16 protein-coding genes are annotated in these 16,428 nt (G+C 50.2%); 8 read left to right on the top strand and 8 right to left on the bottom strand.

Annotation, left to right across the window (positions count from 1 at the left end):
- Positions 1–63: 63 nt before the first annotated feature.
- Positions 64–1,350, top strand: a complete 1,287-nt coding sequence (locus AC1DF0_RS04990) for a glycosyltransferase (RefSeq protein ID WP_477573247.1) — start codon at positions 64–66, stop codon at positions 1,348–1,350.
- A 50-nt stretch (positions 1,351–1,400) separates the two neighbouring features.
- Here AC1DF0_RS04990 and AC1DF0_RS04985 read toward each other — a convergent pair whose 3' ends face one another.
- Together AC1DF0_RS04985 and AC1DF0_RS04980 are read right to left on the bottom strand one after the other, a co-directional pair.
- Positions 1,401–2,417 carry an SDR family oxidoreductase gene (locus AC1DF0_RS04985; RefSeq protein ID WP_442048656.1) on the bottom strand — a complete coding sequence of 339 codons (1,017 nt, stop codon included), beginning with the start codon at positions 2,415–2,417 and terminating at the stop codon, positions 1,401–1,403.
- 163 nt (positions 2,418–2,580) lie between these two features.
- Positions 2,581–3,129 carry a hypothetical protein gene (locus AC1DF0_RS04980; RefSeq protein WP_477573246.1) on the bottom strand — a complete coding sequence of 183 codons (549 nt, stop codon included), beginning with the start codon at positions 3,127–3,129 and terminating at the stop codon, positions 2,581–2,583.
- A 567-nt stretch (positions 3,130–3,696) separates the two neighbouring features.
- On the opposite strand from AC1DF0_RS04980, the gene AC1DF0_RS04975 reads away from it, so the two are divergent.
- The 3 genes from AC1DF0_RS04975 (at position 3,697) to AC1DF0_RS04965 (ending at position 6,699) form a co-directional block, all read left to right on the top strand.
- Positions 3,697–4,752, top strand: a complete 1,056-nt coding sequence (locus tag AC1DF0_RS04975; RefSeq protein ID WP_337100855.1) for an LLM class flavin-dependent oxidoreductase — start codon at positions 3,697–3,699, stop codon at positions 4,750–4,752.
- Positions 4,753–4,869: 117 nt separating this feature from the next.
- Entirely contained in the window at positions 4,870–5,340 is a 471-nt protein-coding gene (locus AC1DF0_RS04970) for a MarR family winged helix-turn-helix transcriptional regulator (protein WP_442048654.1), read from the top strand.
- A gap of 72 nt (positions 5,341–5,412) precedes the next feature.
- Positions 5,413–6,699: an MFS transporter gene (locus AC1DF0_RS04965; RefSeq protein ID WP_442048653.1), complete on the top strand. Its 1,287-nt coding sequence runs from the start codon at positions 5,413–5,415 to the stop codon at positions 6,697–6,699.
- 63 nt (positions 6,700–6,762) lie between these two features.
- Here AC1DF0_RS04965 and AC1DF0_RS04960 read toward each other — a convergent pair whose 3' ends face one another.
- Positions 6,763–7,956 carry an MFS transporter gene (locus AC1DF0_RS04960; RefSeq protein WP_477573245.1) on the bottom strand — a complete coding sequence of 398 codons (1,194 nt, stop codon included), beginning with the start codon at positions 7,954–7,956 and terminating at the stop codon, positions 6,763–6,765.
- Positions 7,957–8,207: 251 nt separating this feature from the next.
- Between AC1DF0_RS04960 and AC1DF0_RS04955 the strand changes: the two genes are divergently transcribed.
- Positions 8,208–8,639 (top strand): MarR family winged helix-turn-helix transcriptional regulator, encoded by a 432-nt coding sequence (locus tag AC1DF0_RS04955; RefSeq protein ID WP_442048651.1) that lies wholly within the window; start codon positions 8,208–8,210, stop codon positions 8,637–8,639.
- Between the two features lie 59 nt (positions 8,640–8,698).
- On the opposite strand, the gene AC1DF0_RS04950 is transcribed toward AC1DF0_RS04955, so the two are convergent.
- Entirely contained in the window at positions 8,699–9,046 is a 348-nt protein-coding gene (locus AC1DF0_RS04950; RefSeq protein WP_442048650.1) for a potassium channel family protein, read from the bottom strand.
- Positions 9,047–9,377: 331 nt separating this feature from the next.
- Between AC1DF0_RS04950 and AC1DF0_RS04945 the strand changes: the two genes are divergently transcribed.
- Positions 9,378–10,235, top strand: a complete 858-nt coding sequence (locus AC1DF0_RS04945; protein ID WP_337100670.1) for a class II fructose-bisphosphate aldolase — start codon at positions 9,378–9,380, stop codon at positions 10,233–10,235.
- Between the two features lie 73 nt (positions 10,236–10,308).
- Here the strand turns inward: AC1DF0_RS04945 and AC1DF0_RS04940 are convergent, their stop codons facing one another.
- Positions 10,309–11,547 (bottom strand): RNA polymerase sigma factor, encoded by a 1,239-nt coding sequence (locus tag AC1DF0_RS04940; protein WP_477573244.1) that lies wholly within the window; start codon positions 11,545–11,547, stop codon positions 10,309–10,311.
- A gap of 147 nt (positions 11,548–11,694) precedes the next feature.
- On the opposite strand from AC1DF0_RS04940, the gene AC1DF0_RS04935 reads away from it, so the two are divergent.
- Positions 11,695–12,366 carry a response regulator transcription factor gene (locus AC1DF0_RS04935; RefSeq protein ID WP_442048648.1) on the top strand — a complete coding sequence of 224 codons (672 nt, stop codon included), beginning with the start codon at positions 11,695–11,697 and terminating at the stop codon, positions 12,364–12,366.
- Positions 12,363–13,370, top strand: a complete 1,008-nt coding sequence (locus AC1DF0_RS04930; RefSeq protein ID WP_477573243.1) for a sensor histidine kinase — start codon at positions 12,363–12,365, stop codon at positions 13,368–13,370. Before AC1DF0_RS04935 ends, AC1DF0_RS04930 begins: the two co-directional genes overlap by 4 nt.
- A 35-nt stretch (positions 13,371–13,405) precedes the next feature.
- On the opposite strand, the gene AC1DF0_RS04925 is transcribed toward AC1DF0_RS04930, so the two are convergent.
- The 3 genes from AC1DF0_RS04925 to AC1DF0_RS04915 all read right to left on the bottom strand — a co-directional run bounded on the left by AC1DF0_RS04925 (position 13,406) and on the right by AC1DF0_RS04915 (position 16,372).
- Positions 13,406–15,370 carry an ABC transporter permease gene (locus AC1DF0_RS04925; RefSeq protein WP_477573242.1) on the bottom strand — a complete coding sequence of 655 codons (1,965 nt, stop codon included), beginning with the start codon at positions 15,368–15,370 and terminating at the stop codon, positions 13,406–13,408.
- Positions 15,367–16,113, bottom strand: coding sequence for an ABC transporter ATP-binding protein (locus tag AC1DF0_RS04920; RefSeq protein ID WP_477573468.1), 747 nt, complete (start codon positions 16,111–16,113; stop codon positions 15,367–15,369). Before AC1DF0_RS04920 ends, AC1DF0_RS04925 begins: the two co-directional genes overlap by 4 nt.
- A gap of 88 nt (positions 16,114–16,201) precedes the next feature.
- Positions 16,202–16,372 (bottom strand): hypothetical protein, encoded by a 171-nt coding sequence (locus AC1DF0_RS04915; protein WP_477573241.1) that lies wholly within the window; start codon positions 16,370–16,372, stop codon positions 16,202–16,204.
- Positions 16,373–16,428 lie beyond the last annotated feature (56 nt).

Below are 16,428 nucleotides of genomic sequence, written 5' to 3'. Positions count from 1 at the left end.
TGAGCTAGTCTCAAACATACATGAGTATGGACTTTAAAAAAATTCGCAAAGAGGGAGTTTTCGATGAAGGTTGCGGTCCTAACGATGTTCAACGGACTTGCCAAAACCTATTCTCTCGTCAGCGTCGTCGAAGAGCATCTGCATATGCTGCTCGATGCAGGCGTAAAAGTGAAGCTGCTCGTCAGCCAAGATTGCCCGGATTCCGAGCGCTTCGGCATCTTCGCCGATGATCGGCTGGAATGGGTGAAAATTACGAATCGGCTGCAAGGACAGCAGATACATTGGATGGATTATTCGCAGCCGACAGGCAGAGTTCATGAAGCCTTCTACGATGAAGCGGCGACGATTGCCGAGAGCTTATATAAAGCGTTAAAGCATGAGGACGTATGTATCATGCACGATATTTTGTATCAAGGATGGCATCTCGTTCATAATGTAGCGGTTCGGATCATGCAGCGTCGGCTGCCCAATCTTCGATTCCTCGCCATGAGCCATTCCATGCCGATCCCAAGGCCGGCTCGTATGGACTGGCCGCTCTCGGCGCGGTATACCCCTTTGCCTAATACGACCTACCTCTACCCGACACAATCCGGACTAGCGGCGCTTGCCCGGCAGTACAACGTCCCTTTAGAGCGCTGCCGTGCCATCTCCAATTGCTGTAACCCGTACGCTGAATTCAGCCAAGAGCTGCAGCAGCTAGCCGCGAAGACCGACCTGCTGTCGCCGGATATTGTGGCCGTCTATCCCGGGCGGCTTACTCCCGGCAAGCAGCAGAACAAGGCTGCTGCCTTAGCGGGGGCAATCGCCGCTGCCTCAGGCAAGCGCGTAAAGCTCGTCTTCTGCGACTTTCCCTCGCTCGATATTGAGGCAGCTGCGTTCAAGCGAATGATTGTAGAAGCCGGTATACACAACGGACTTCATAAGGAAGACATCGTGTTCACCTCCGATGCAGGCTGGCCTGACGGATTCCCCCATCGCAGCGTCATGGAGCTGTTCACGATCAGCAATTTATTTATTTGCCCCTCCTATTCCGAATCGTTCGGTTTGATCGTGCTGGAAGCAGCCAGCCGCGGCAATTTCATCGTGCTGAACGAAGCCGTTCCCGCTTTGGAGGAGCTGGGCAAGCAGCTCCATGCCTACTTCATGCGTTGGAATGCCCGGAACATCGGCTATGATACGCAGGAGCACTATCACCCTTCCGAGCGTCACTATATGCTGGAGCATGCCGCGGCCATAGTGGGCCAGATGGAACAGAACCCTGTTCTCCATGCCAAAACAACAGCCCGTCAGCGCTATAATCCCGAATGGATTTGGCAGCATCAATTGAAGCCGCTGCTCGAAGAGGTTTGAACGAACGACAAAGGACGCCCCTCGCGAGGGGCGTCCTTTGTCGTCCGTTGTTATTCCTTTATGCTTGCAATCGCCGCATCAAGAGCGCCGATTACTTTATCACACCAAACATCGAACTCTGGATCTTCCTTCTGATACTCTGGATGCTCCAAAATGTACTCAATCGTCCTCTTAATGCCTTGGTCAAGCCGCGTTGTCGCAACGAATTCCGGCACGAGCCGCTTTAACTTGGCATTATCGAATACAACGGTATTCGCTTTATCACCCAGCAAGCCGCCTCTGAAATCTTCGTTGCTGCAAGCATCAAGGAAGGCCGACGATACGTGAACCGCATTCAACTTCACGCCTAGAGCATCGGCGATAATCTCGTATATCTGATTCCAAGTCACCGACTCATCGGACGTAATATGGACGGACTCGCCAATCGCATGGATGTTGCCCATCAATCCGATGAATCCTTTGGCAAAATCGCTATTATGCGTCATCGTCCAAAGCGATGTCCCGTCTCCATGAATAATGACCGGTTTGCCTTCCAGCATCCGCTTCGCCACCTGCCATGAACCTTTGCTTCCGTGCACACCAAGCGGAATCGAACGTTCATCGTAAGTATGGCTTGGTCTAACAATTGTAATCGGGAAGCCCTGCTCTCGGTATTGCTTAATCAAGTACTCCTCGCAGGCAATTTTATTACGGGAATATTCCCAATACGGATTAGACAGCGGAGTTCCTTCCGTAATTCTATAATCGGATAAAGGCGTCTGATAAGCAGAAGCCGAGCTAATGAACATGAACTGCTTCGTCTTGCCGCTGAACAAGCGATAATCCCGCTCTAGCTGCGATGGTACGAAAGCAATGAAATCTGCAACGACATCGAAGCTTAAATCCTCGATCAGCGCAGCTACCCGCGCTTCATCGTTAATATCGGCTTGCAGCACCTTAATTCCGGCCGGCAGCCCTTCGTTTCTTGAACCTCTGTTGAGAAGGTACAGCTCATGGCCTTGCTCCAGCAGCTGGCTCGTAATGGCAGAGCTAATGATGCCCGTGCCTCCAATAAATAACGCTTTCATTTATTCGCACACCTCCGAAGTGTAGTCGGGTCTAGCGCCTCTCCTGCATATCGATGCTTATGAACAGGCGTTCATAGACTTATTCGACGTTACTGCGGCAAACCCTCCCAACAAAAGAAGAACGCCTGCTCCGGGCGCTCTTCTTTTGGGCCAAACAAACCTTTTATTTAGCTTTCTTCTGTGCCGTAGAGAACTGAATAGCCGTTCCGTTAATCACATTGCGAAGTACATTACGGAAGACAAAGGCCGCTACATTGTTGTAGTTGCTGTAGAAATCCGATAAGTCGTCATTGAAGAACTGCACGACTCTCACCTTGAACACGGGATACACGAACGTATTGCCGAAAGGTGTCCTCGCCACAACAAAGCTGAACAGTTCGTTCGTGCGGAAGGCAATTCGATACAGCGCAACGATCTTAGCCGGCGTCAGTCCTGTCGTGATTGGGCTGACGATCTTGCCCCCCGACTTCACTCTTACCGCAACTCTCGTATTGCCGAACGACTTCGTGGACAATAAAAGTGTTGCAAGCGCCTTCGCTTTACTTAAACCGCATACCTTCAGCGTAATCTGAAAACTCCCGTCAGGAAGCTGCACMATGGGCTCGACCGTTACTAGCCGGTCCTTGCCCACGGAATACTTGATCTCGCTCCAGAATGTCGCTTCTGGMGGAGACAACGAGATACGGACTTTTTGACGCAAATCCTTTGTCATGTGAACCCTCTCCTCCTAAGTCATTGGCTTGTACGCCACTCTAGCAGCGTTATGCCGAGACTATTGTTATCTATCATTTTATGGAAGAGAGAGTGATTAGGAACTGCATAGGCCTAGCCTTACAGAAATAGATTGCAGACGTTCTCTCGGCTGCACCTCCTTCAATATGCACGTGATGCGCGCCAAGACTAGCTCCGCTTCCTTTGCTCCCGCAATATTTTCCGTGTTGATGTAGAATGGGCCAGGGTTCAATCTCGCAAGAAGTATACTAGTAGCTTTCATCCCGTCCTGAATCGACATCCTCATTCCCCCTTCAATTCGCCTCGACTTTTGTACTATAAATTGGAAAATAGAGCATTATACGATATACAAGCGTAAACGGCTGTCGCTTTGCACGAACCGTTAGCTGCTTCTTTGCGCAGATCGTTTCTGTGCCGTCTTTGGCGGGGCACTCGTAAAGTTAACTATTTCGCTATATTCTTGTAAGGTACTTAACATTTTGATGTGGAAAATGGTAAACTAAAGCTATTGAGGAGGCGATTATCAATGTCCAATGAGACAGTTAATATGGAAATAGGAATTAGTACGTTTCTAGAGACGACACCGGATCCGTCAACCGGAATCGTCATCAGCCATGCGGAAAGAATCCGCAATGCGGTGGAAGAAATCGTCGTGGCCGATCAAGCAGGCCTTGACGTCTATGGAATTGGCGAGCATCATCGCCCCGATTACGCGGGCAGCGCTCCGGCCATCATATTGGCCGCTGCAGCTTCGGTAACGAAGCGGATACGGCTGTCAAGTGCCGTCACCGTTCTGTCGTCGGATGATCCCGTGCGCGTATATCAATCCTTCTCTACGCTCGACGCGCTCTCGAACGGACGGGCCGAGATTATGGCAGGCCGCGGCTCGTTCATCGAATCGTTCCCGTTATTCGGTTACAGCCTTGATGACTATGACGCGCTATTCGATGAGAAGCTCGAGCTGCTGCTTAAAATTCGCCAGTCCGAGAAAGTATCATGGCCCGGCGGCGGACTTCGTCCCGCTATCGACAATCTCGGGGTATATCCGCGATCCGTTCAAGAACCGCTGCCGGTATGGATCGCCACAGGCGGCAATCCGGAATCGGCCGTTCGCGCCGGAACACTTGGGCTTCCGGTCGCATTCGCGATAATCGGAGGCATGCCCGAAAGCTTCGCACAACTCGTTGCCTTGTACAAGCAGGCAGCCGAACGTGCCGGTCACGATCCAAGCAAGCTGTCGATCGCAACGCATTCCCACGGCTTCGTCGCCGACACGAATGAGCAAGCGGCCGACTCCTTCTTCCTGCCGACAGCGAGACAAATGAACGTTATCGGACGCGAGCGCGGCTGGCGCGGCTCTTATGACCGTGCTGCATACGACGCCGCACGAAGCTTAAGAGGCGCATTATATGTCGGCGATCCCGAGTACGTTGCAGAGAAGATCGTTCTCCTGCGCAAAAATCTCGGCATCACCCGCTTCTTCCTCCATGTCAACGTCGGCACGATGCCGCATAAGGAAGTGCTGCACGCTATTGAGCTGCTGGGTACGAAGGTTGCCCCTATCGTTCGCAAGGAAATCGCGCGCATGGAAGGAACGAACTAAAGAGAGAAGGTCGCTTATAGCATGACTATAAGCGACCTTTCATTTTGCCATTTGACAGCCTCGTTCATATGATGTATTTTCGTTGTACATACAAAATAAAAAAAGGAGGACGACATAATGCCCGATGAACAACAGACTCATAACGCTCCGGAGCAATCTTCCGACCATGACGATTCGTTTCTTCACACCTGTTTATATTTCACGACGAATCGCTTAAACAGAGCGATTACGCGCATGGCCGATGAAGCGTTCGCTACGACCGGACTTACCCCGGCCTACGGCTATCTCATCCGCCTCGTCATCGGCCAACCCGGCATTACGCAGAAAGAGCTGTCCGAGAAGCTGTATATTACGCCATCGACGCTAACTCGCTTCATCGATAAGCTGGAAGGGAAAAGACTCGTAGAGCGCAAGGTTCAAGGGAAAACCGTGCTCGTCTATCCAACCGAACAGGGCAAGCAGCTTGGACCGTCCCTTCGCGAAGCTTCCAAACGGCTGAAGGAAACCTACGAAGCCCTTCTCGGCAAAGAAGCCGCTGTATTATTGACCGGCTATCAAGAAGAATCGAGTCAGAAGCTGGAGAGTTAACTCTCTTCCGCGCCTTTTAAGTTGTATGTACAAACAAAATATAGATGAATAATAAATGGAGGTTGTTTACTCATGAATGAGTCTGCTGGGCAAGATGCTGTCAAACGCCCGCGATTTTATTATGGATGGATCATCGTTTTCCTTACCTTTGCCACCTTGCTCGTATCCGCCGGCATCCGCTCCCTTCCGAGTATTCTGCTCGTTCCGTTCCAAGAGGAATTCGGCTGGAGCAGAGGAGGCATCTCAAGCGTCATCTCCATTGGCATTTTCCTATACGGACTAGTAGGTCCTTTCTCGGCTGCTTTGCTGCTGCGCTTCGGCATTCGCAAAGTCGTTATTAGCTCGCTTGCCGTATTGGCGGCAAGCCTCGCAGCGACGCCTTACATTCAATCGCTATGGCAATTCGAGCTGCTATGGGGACTTGTCTCAGGGCTTGCTACCGGGATGATGGCCAACGTGCTTGGCGTCACAGTAAGCAATCTTTGGTTCGTGGAGCGCAAGGGACTTATTATCGGCTTGCTGACGGCAAGCGCTGCAACGGGCCAACTGCTATTCCTTCCTCTATTCGCGAAGATGACTGCTGATTTCGGCTGGCGATATGCGATTTATACCGCAATTGCGGGCATCCTCATCGTGCTTGTCGCCGTCATCTTCTGGATGAAAAACCATCCGTACGATGTAGGAGCTGCGCCATACGGCTCCGATCAGATCGTAAAGCCGCCTGTTTTCAGCGAAAATCTCTTTCTTGCCCCGCTGCGCAGTCTGCGACTGGCGATGAAGAACCTTACCTTTTGGCTGCTTGCCGGAACGTTCTTCTTCTGCGGCTTCTCGACCAATGGCCTTATCGGCACTCATCTCATTGCTGCTTGCGGCGATCATGGCATGCTGGAAGTAACTGCTGCAGGACTGCTCGCCATGATGGGTTTGTTCGACTTGTTTGGCACGACGATATCGGGATGGCTCTCTGATCGGTTCGATAGCCGCTGGCTTCTGTTCTGGTATTATGGGCTGCGCGGACTGTCGCTATTGTTCCTGCCCTATGCGCTCGGCGGTTCGCCGGCAATGCTCGTCGTATTCGCGGTCTTCTATGGTCTTGACTGGATCGCAACCGTTCCTCCGACCGCCAAGCTGGCTGGGCAGACATTCGGCAAGGAAAAGTCCGGCATGGTCTTCGGTTGGATCGTCGTTGCGCATCAGATCGGCGCCTCTACCGCTGCTTACGGAGCAGGCGTTATGCGCGACTGGTTCGGCAGCTATTCGCAAGCGTTCGTCATCGCCGGCTTCGTATGCTTCGCAGCGGCTTTAATGGCCGTGCGGATTCGCAAGCATAGCTCTGCAAGCGCCCAAGCGACTGCTTAATCGATCGATAAAAAAGTCCATTCCTCGTGGAATGGACTTTTGCGTCTTAGCTCAAACTAACGATTAGTGTGATGGCTTCGCCCGATCGATGTGGCGGATATGCTTGTAGCTGATCGCAATGAACACGATTGACAGAAGCACGAACCCTGCGCCTACATAGAACGGCACATGAGCATTGTATATCTCCGCCAGCTTGTTGGCCATATACGGCGCAATCGCCGCACCGATGAAGCGCAAGAAGCTGTATGTCGCCGAGGATGTCGAACGCTCTACAGGAGCAGCGTCCATTACGGCAGTCGTAATAAGCGTATTGCTGTTGCCTAGTATCGCCCCGGCAAAGATGACCGCCGAAATAACAACCCATTTGGTCGATGTGAAAATACCCATTAGCGCCAGATCAGCAGCGAACAAGATCAACATGAAGCACATCGCCTTCAGCGTGCCGAATCGTCTTTGAAGCTTAGGGGCCATAAAGACGGAAGTAATCGCCAGCAGCACGCCCCAGCCAAGGAACACATAACCCATCCCGCGCGGCTTCAATCCCATAACGAATGGCGCATAAGCCATAATCGTGAAGAACCCTACATTGTAAAGTGCTGCGACAATACCGAGCGTCAACAGCGAACGATGCTTCATCGCCTTAAACGGTGCAAGCAGCGATGTTTTGTTCTGCGGAGCAGTCTTCGCAGCCGGTTTCGGCATCGTCAGAATAAGAACGAGGAAGCCGATGACCATGAAGCTTGAGACACCGAAGAACGGGCCTCTCCACGAGATCGAGCCTAACGTTCCGCCAAGCAGCGGCCCGATCGACATCCCGATGCCAGCAGCCGCTTCATAGAGGATGATTGCTTTCGCCGTTCCGTTCTTGGATAACGATACAAGAGCCGTTAAAGCCGTAGCAACGAACAAGGCGTTGCCAAGTCCCCAGAATGCGCGCAAGCCGACCAACGTCCAAATACTGTCCGCGAATCCGCCGAAGAAAGATACGATCGCAATGATTACGATACCCGACAGCAGCGTCCACTTTGCTCCTAGACGAGTCGATACCGTACCGGTTATCAGCATGGCAACGGCCATAATCGCATTATAGCTCGTATAGAGCAAGCTGACCTCACTTGGAGAAGCGTGCAAGCTGGCGGACAACTCACGCAGAATCGGATTAACAAGTCCCATGCCCATGAAAGCAATGACACTCGCGAAAAATACCGCCCAAACGGCGATAGGTTGATTCAGAATGCCGTTCTTTTGTTTCAACAACTCCGGTCCACTTTTTAAAACTGCCGTAGAAGCCACGAAATTATCCCCTTTATGATCATTTGATGGAGTGGTTACGCTTAATGTTGTATCATACAACCATTTGATTGTATTATACAACTAGAGGGGTGTCAATGGCTATTTACAACGCGTTTATTTGATTAATTCAACGCCGAAGTCTATCATTATAGTAGTAATGCAGCGCGCTGCGTGCTATGAACAATCAAATGAATTGCCAATGAGGTGTTCCATTCATGAATGACGATTCACTAGCGACTATAGAGCTAGAACTGGCCTTTCTAGTCCGACTTATTACTTCCCGTACTTCGAATAAAGGTGTCGGCAATCTCGACCGCTCCGCTTATTTGCTGCTGCATGAAATATCGGTCGAAGGCTCGGCCGGCGTCAAAGCGCTGGGGGACGCGCTTCTGCTCGATATATCGACCGCAAGCCGGCAAGCAGCCGCGCTGGAGCAGAAGGGCTACGCCGTCAAAGTGCCTGACGAGCAGGACGGCCGGGCCTACTTTTACCAAATAACCGAGCTGGGAGCGCAAGCGATTAGCGAATATAAGCAATCGCGGCAAGCCAGCATTGCTAGACTGCTGGATGAATGGCCAGAAGAAGAGCGCCAATTGCTTGGCGAGATGCTTCATAAGTTCAATCATGTGCTGCGTACGAAAAAGTAATTGATTACAGCTAAAGCCCAGCGCGATTCATGCCTGGGCTTTTTTATAATAAACAGACTTTAGGATGGAGAGGGTTCATCGGGTTTCTCCGGCTGCTTAATAAGCGAATAAGCGACAAAGCCAATCAGACCGAGGAACAACCCCGTGCCGACAATTATATACACCATCGTAAACAGCTTCCCTAGAATCGTCCGGGGCTCGAAGCTGGGATGACCTACCGTGCTTAATGTCGTCACGCAGAAGTATAAGGCATCGATAATCGACAGCCCTTCCTCTGTCACGTAGAAAATCGTACCGGACAGCAGCATAATAAGCACTAGGATGAGCAGCGCTTGAAAGTTTCTCATTTTCAAGGACTTCCACAGTCCCTTCAACAACCGCCCCAATGTCAGCATAAACGAAATCATCAACACTTCCCCTTCGGCTAACACGTTAACAATCACTTATTCATTATTTCCATGTACATGAATTCCTATTGATGCTCTCTTCATTGCACCATACGACAAGATAGCGCTATCATTCCAATTCGACGAATCAACCGCTCCTATTTTGTAGTTTTATCGTGAAAATTGTGATAACATATTGACTTAAAGGAACTGCGTGGACGGGGATACATTATTCCGTTCATACTCGTATGTACGCCGGCTTAGAACGATCATTTTTAAACGGCGGCCAAATGGGGTATGATTGAAAAGTCGAGTTCTTACGTTGCAATTATTTTGAAGGAGGATTTAACAAATGGCATTGGTTTCGATGAAAGAAATGTTGATTAAAGGTTTGAACGAAGGTTACGCTGTTGGTCAATTCAACATCAACAACCTGGAGTGGACGCAAGCAATCCTTGGTGCTGCCGAAGAAGAGAAATCGCCGGTAATTCTTGGCGTATCCGAAGGCGCAGCTCGTTATATGGGCGGCTTCACGGTCGTTACTGCGATCGTTAAATCGTTGATCGAAGAGATGAAAATCACAGTTCCAGTGGCCATTCACCTTGACCACGGTTCCAGCTTCGAGAAATGTAAAGCAGCGATCGACGCTGGTTTCACTTCCGTTATGATCGACGCTTCGCATCACCCATTCGAAGAAAACGTAGAAACAACGAAACAAGTTGTTGCTTACGCGCATGAGCGCGGCGTTTCCGTTGAAGCTGAGCTTGGAACAGTTGGCGGACAAGAGGATGATGTAGTTGCTGACGGCGTTATCTACGCTAATCCAGCAGAATGCAAAGAGCTCGTAGAGCGCACTGGCATCGACTGCTTGGCTCCTGCACTTGGTTCCGTTCACGGTCCTTACAAAGGCGAGCCGAACCTGGGCTTCAAAGAAATGGAAGAAATCTGCCAAACAATCAAGCTTCCTCTCGTATTGCACGGCGGAACTGGCATCCCTACAGCGGACATCAAGAAATCGATCTCCCTGGGAACTGCTAAAATCAACGTTAACACGGAAAACCAAATCGCGTTCACGAAAGTGGCTCGTGAGATTCTTACTTCCGATTCCGAAGTATACGATCCTCGTAAATTCTTGTCGCCAGGCCGCGATGCTATCAAGAAAACAGTTGCCGGCAAAATGCGTGAATTCGGTTCTGCAGGTAAAGCTTAATAAATCGCTTAACGCAACAACAAAGGCTGGACAAGCTGCTTACGGGCAGCGAGTCCAGCCTTTATTGTTATGCTCATGGACGATTGCTTAAATATTGGATCCACTGCTCCCGCAGCTCGGACTCCGTACGATTGAGTATTCCGCTGCAATTGCCAGGACTGCGAATCAGCTGATTCAGAGCATCCAGTCCGTACGTCCTCTCAATGAATTCAACCATCAAATAGGAAAATTGAAAACCTCCCATCGTTTCGAAATCCCATGTATCATTCTCAAGCTGATCCAATGTCGGAATGGTTCCGCTTCGTATAGCATCCGCAGTCGTATCTTTAAGAAATTGCTCGCTCATCTGTTTCGCTTCGTATCCGCCGATACCTTGGCACAGCCACTTCGGCGCCTGTGGATTAATGTCTCGTACGAGCCACATCGCGAATAAATGAGTCGTCGATCTTAGAATGGATTGATACGTATGATTTGGGCCGGGATCAAGCGGGGAAACAATCTTAAGCGTATTCCCTGCAAATGTGCCCATGAACCAATTCGGAGCATCCGGCTCTCCTACCGCTTGATGAAAAGCAGGCAGGTCAGGGTAGATTTCAATAACGATCTTCTGTGACGGCTGGTGCTTAAGCTTCTTCGCCAGTTGCTCCACGCTGCCGTTTAGCTCTCGCAATACGTCCTGATGAACCTTTTTCTCGCCTCCTGCACTACCGGCGCCGCTCTGTTCATTTTTACTCACAATCTCTATCAGCTCTTGAATAGACATAATGGCGATGTCACCCCAATCTTTTAATTGTTTCCTTAACTTTTCGAGTGCACGGTAAAGCCTGTTCTTCACTGCGCTCTGGCGCATGCCAACGATCCCCGCAACCTCCGCGAGCGTGCAATCCATGAAGAAGTGCAGCGAAATAATGTGCTGATCCAACTCGCTCAGCTTGCCTAACGCGGAACCTATATCGATTCGAATTTCCACATACTTAGCAAAATCAAGCGAAATCGATTGCGAAGCTTCCAATTCCGCAAAGTCTGACGTGTACTCCTTCTTGCGAGAACGGCTTCTATATTCGTTTTTCGCTGTATTTCGGGCGATCGTGAATATCCAAGTGAACAGGCTTGCGTTCTCATTGAACCGATCCAGGTTCTCGATCGCTTTCATAAATACATGCTGCGTCAAATCATCGGCAGCCTCGCGGTTGACTTTAATGGCGAAATAGTTCCATATCGCTCGGCGATATTGATTATAGTTAGCTTCGAATTGTTCAATCTTTTCCTGTCCATCCGGATGAACAGCCTGCTGGTCTTGAGCTCGAGACATGAGTAAGAACCTCCTCTTGATCTTACAATTGATTAGACACCGCACCAGGCGAAAAAGCCACATGAAAAACAAAAAAACCTTGGACATCGCCGCTTGAGCAAGCCCCCGGCTTTGAACTATAGTAGGAAGGAGAAGGAGGAGTCGCCTTTGTTCCGAATCATGATCATTGAAGACGACGACAAAATTAGAAGCATCGTCGCCGACGCTTTACGCAAGTGGCAATACGAGGTTATTGAGCTTACTTCCTTCGAACGTATACGAGATGAGTTCACGGCAACGCAGCCGCATTTGGTACTGATGGACGTCAATTTGCCCGTGTATGACGGGTTTTACTGGTGTCAGCAAATTCGTGCCGTATCCAAGGTTCCGATCCTGTTCCTCTCGTCTCGCGATCAGAATATGGACGTCATTATGGCTATTAATATGGGCGCGGACGATTATGTGCAGAAGCCGTTCGACCTAAGCGTTCTCGTCGCCAAGGTAAGCGCTCTGCTGCGGCGCAATTACACATATCAAGACGATAGTCTCCAAATCACGCATCGCCAGCTCGTGTTCCATCTCTCGAACTCTTCCGTTCAATTCGGAGCCCAGACGGCAGAGCTGTCGCGGAATGAATTCATTATTTTGCAGACGCTCATGCGGAATATCGGCAAAATCATTTCGAGGGACGATCTGATGCAGGTACTCTGGAATGACGAACAGTTCATCGACGACAATACGCTCACTGTTAACGTCAACCGGCTGCGGCGCAAGATCGCGGCGTTAGGAGCCGACGACTTTATCGCGACGCGCAAAGGAATGGGGTATATCGTCGAATGAGGTTTTGGCGATTCATCCGTTATGAGCGCTCTTACCTATTGTTGTGCGCCGTTATATTCCTGCTTACGGTAGCAATATTCGCAACTGATCCGCTAACCGTCTGGCAATGGCAGTCCTTCTTCTATGCGTTCGCACTTGCTTTCATTGTGCTGACCGCATTCATCTTCCGTCGTTACGTCAAGAACACGCAAGCAATCCGCCGTATGAACGACGATGAGGCCGAACCGCTGTCTCTTGAAGCCGAAGCGTACCGGGAGGCACTGGAGCATGCCGGTATGTCTCATATCCGCGCGCTCAATGAGGTGCAACAGAAGCAGAAGGACAATTATGATTTCATCGTCTCCTGGTTTCATGAGATCAAGACGCCGATTGCCGTCCTTCGCTTAATGCAGCAGACGGAAGTCGATCCCCGCAGCCTGGAGGAAGAGCTTAGCCGTATCGAGCATTACGTGGAGCAAGCGATGTATTATGCCAAGCTGGACAGCTTTAATCAAGATTACGAATTAGCGAATTGCAACTTGGAGCTGCTCGCCAAGCAAGTCGTCAAAGCCCATTCCAAATCGTTCATCACTCAGAAAATTAAGATCCGACTGGACATCCCGCCGACCGTCGTACAAACGGATTCCAAATGGCTTTTGTTTATCGTGAATCAGCTCATGACCAACAGTCTCAAATATACGAACGAGCATGGGGAAATCATGATTACAGCTCGGGTCGCCGAGCAAGAGAAGCTGCTCATCATTCGCGATAACGGTATCGGCATTGATGCGAAGGATCTGCCGAGAGTGTTCAACCGGGGGTTCACCGGCACCAACGGACGCACGCACGCGAAGTCGACCGGCATGGGATTGTATCTTGCCCAAGAGCTTTCGAGGAAGCTAGGGCATTTCATTACTTGCGAATCGGTCCCTGGCAGCTACACCGAGTTCGTTATTCATTTTCCGAGAAACAATGATCCCTACCTAAGCACGCTGCAAAAGAGTCACGTACAAAAAACGCAATGACCTTCAGAGGTCATTGCGTTTTATTTTTTATATTATTAGACATTCTCGCTCACGATCTTATAGTACAGATTCGTGGAGGATGCGTAGAACAACAGGTAGATGACGAAGTAAACGCCTATAATAGCTGCAACTAGACCCGGCAGCTCCGGAAAGTCGCTCACCGATTCGAGAATGTAATATTTGATAATAAGCCAGCTATGAAACACGCCAATCACGATCGGAGGCAAAAAAACGAACAGCAGTTGCTTGCGGATAACGCTCTTGATCTGCCGGTTATCGACACCGATCTTGCGCAGCACCGCATATTGCAGCTTCTCTTCCGTGGCTTCCCGCAGTTGCTTGAAGTAGATGACGCTGGCAAGCGCGAACGTCGCAATCAGAGCAAGAAATCCGCTGGCGAACAGCATGAGCGACGAGCTCTCGATCTGCTTCGAATACACATCGGCGAACGAAGAGTAGTAGGCATCCGGCGTCTGCGAGACGATGGCATGGACCTGTTTCGACAGTTCGTCGGCGTTTCTCGCATCGCGAATGCCGTAGATTTCATACAGCCGACTGTCCGTATGAGCCTTTAATCCGTCATAAGATTCATTGGATATGACAATCACCGCCGGCTTCAAGTCCATGGACGTTGCCGGATTGGTTGACCAGCCTAGATAGGCATAGTCCTTCTTATCGACAAGCGCGAAGGTTGACTCTTCATCTGTCTTCACGATGAATGCCGGCCGCTCCCCCGGCGTATATACCTTAGGAAAGTCCGAGCCCTGCGACAACGATACCGCTTCATTCCCTTGCAGCTTCACGCTCCGATCATGTCCGCGCAGCTCTATAAGCTCGTTATAGGTCCTCTCTGCCACGAGCAGTACTTCCGGCATGTACATCTCAGGGTTATCTACGATTACATTCATGTCCGTTACCGGCGTCACGACTAACACTTCATGCGTCAGATGGTAAATGGCTTTATGCTTTGACTCATTAATGACACGGTCGATTCGTTCATTCGTCGGTGCATCCAGCGTTTGGAAGGCAATGTCGTTCGGCAGGTTGCGCCCAACCGCTTCGAACTGCACCTTATAATTGATCGTTACAAAGCAGAGCAGCATCATAATAGCTGCGCTGAACAACGAGATGAAGGTCAGATTGAGCGTATTGCCGCGAATTTGAAAACGGAGCGATGACGTCCACAGCACCGTATTGCCTTCGTGATATTTTCTGCGCTTGCTTATCGTCTGAAGCAGCCAGCCTGCGAATTGGCGGAAGAACAAATACGTGCCGGCGATAACGCCTACCGTTGAGCCGATTAAGCTCGCCGTCGCGTAATCCTGCCAGAATACCGATCCTTTGCCGCTGCTGATGAGCCCATAAGCAATACCTAACAGCAAGACAGCGAGCAAAGCAAGCCACACAGAGACACGGACAGGCTTCTCGGACTTCTGCTTCGCATGGAATAGCTCGGTTAGCTGTACGCGATTCACCATAATATAGCTCTGTATGCTAATGATAATGGCCAGCAGAAGGAACACCCCTGCCGTTGTTGCTATAGCTTCAACCGGGAACGCCAGCGAGATCACTTGATCATACTGCATCAGATTCATAAGCAGCATGCCGAACAGCTTGGACAGCAATCCGCCGACCAGAATACCAGTCACGAGCGATACCCCGCTTATAAGCAACGTTTCGTAAAAAACCATACGCGTGACTTGCTTTTCGTTTAAGCCGTACAGCAAGTACATCCCGAACTCTTTTTTGCGCTGGCGCATGAAGAACGAGTTCGCGTACAGGATGAAGAAGATAATAAATAAGTATACAACTACCGAAGCGGTGGCAACGCCCACTTGGAAGTTCGCCCGGTTCTGAAGCGCAGCGATCACATCGTCGTTGTACATGAGCGAAGAGAATGTAAATTGAATGATGACGCCCGTTATCATCGAGAACAGGTAGATGGAATAGAGCCGAAAGTTGCGCTTCACATTCCTTAAGGTAAGATCAAGCAGGCTCATCGCAGCTTGCCCCCCATCAAGCTCTGATTCTCCAGTATCCGATCATAGAAGTGGCGCTGAGTCTGCTCTCCTGCGTAAATCTCGTTCACAACGCCGCCGTCACGAAGAAAAATAACCCTTTTACAGTAGCTCGCCGCGTAAGTATCATGAGTAACCATCAGAATCGTCGTGCCGAATGCGGCATTAAGGCCGACAAGCTGCTCCAGCAATTGTGTCGCAGAGCGGGAATCAAGAGCGCCCGTAGGCTCGTCGGCGAATACGATCGCCGGCTCCGTAATAATGGCTCTGGCCGATGCAACGCGCTGCTTCTGGCCGCCCGATATTTCATTCGGATACTTGGCTACGATTGCTTCGATATTGAGCGCCTGAAGGATCGGCTGCAGACGCTTCTCCATCTCTCCGGCCTTGAAGCCCCGAAGCGACAGCGGCAGCAGAATGTTTTCCTTCACCGTCAACGTATCGAGCAGATTGTAATCTTGGAAAATAAAGCCCATGCGCTCCTGGCGGAATTGTCTAAGCGACTGCTTCTTCATGCCAAGCAGCGACTTCCCTTCCAGCCATACTTCGCCTCCCGTTAATCGGTCAATCGTAGACAACACATTCATAAGCGTAGATTTCCCTGAGCCCGAAGGGCCCATAATGGCCGTCAACTCGCCGGCATGAATTTCTAGGTCAATGTTTTTAAGCACCGTAGTAGCGCCATAGTTTTTGGATAGATTTTTTGTTAGGATCACGTTTTGCATCATATGTTCCTCCCCTTTCTATCCTTTATTCTAATGATGTTCTTTATTTCCATCCATCGAACAAACAAACATCCAAGTGACATTACTGTCACTTAGGTATACCAAAGAGCGACAACAACATGCCGAGGCCTGCTCTCAGCTTGCCAACCTTGGACTTGCCTTCTATATTCACGCCGTTCTCTGCGTGCATGCGAGCCCATCGCTCCATCTCCGCTTGTCGGTATTGTCTCAGCTTCTCATTCACGTACTCCTCCAACATATCCATTCCCCTCTTCCGTTTCCGGCTTCTTCTTGTTGTCACCATTATGATCTTTT

This window comes from Paenibacillus sp. 05T425 (assembly GCF_056396205.1).
This window is presented reverse-complemented; position numbering and strand designations above follow the sequence as displayed.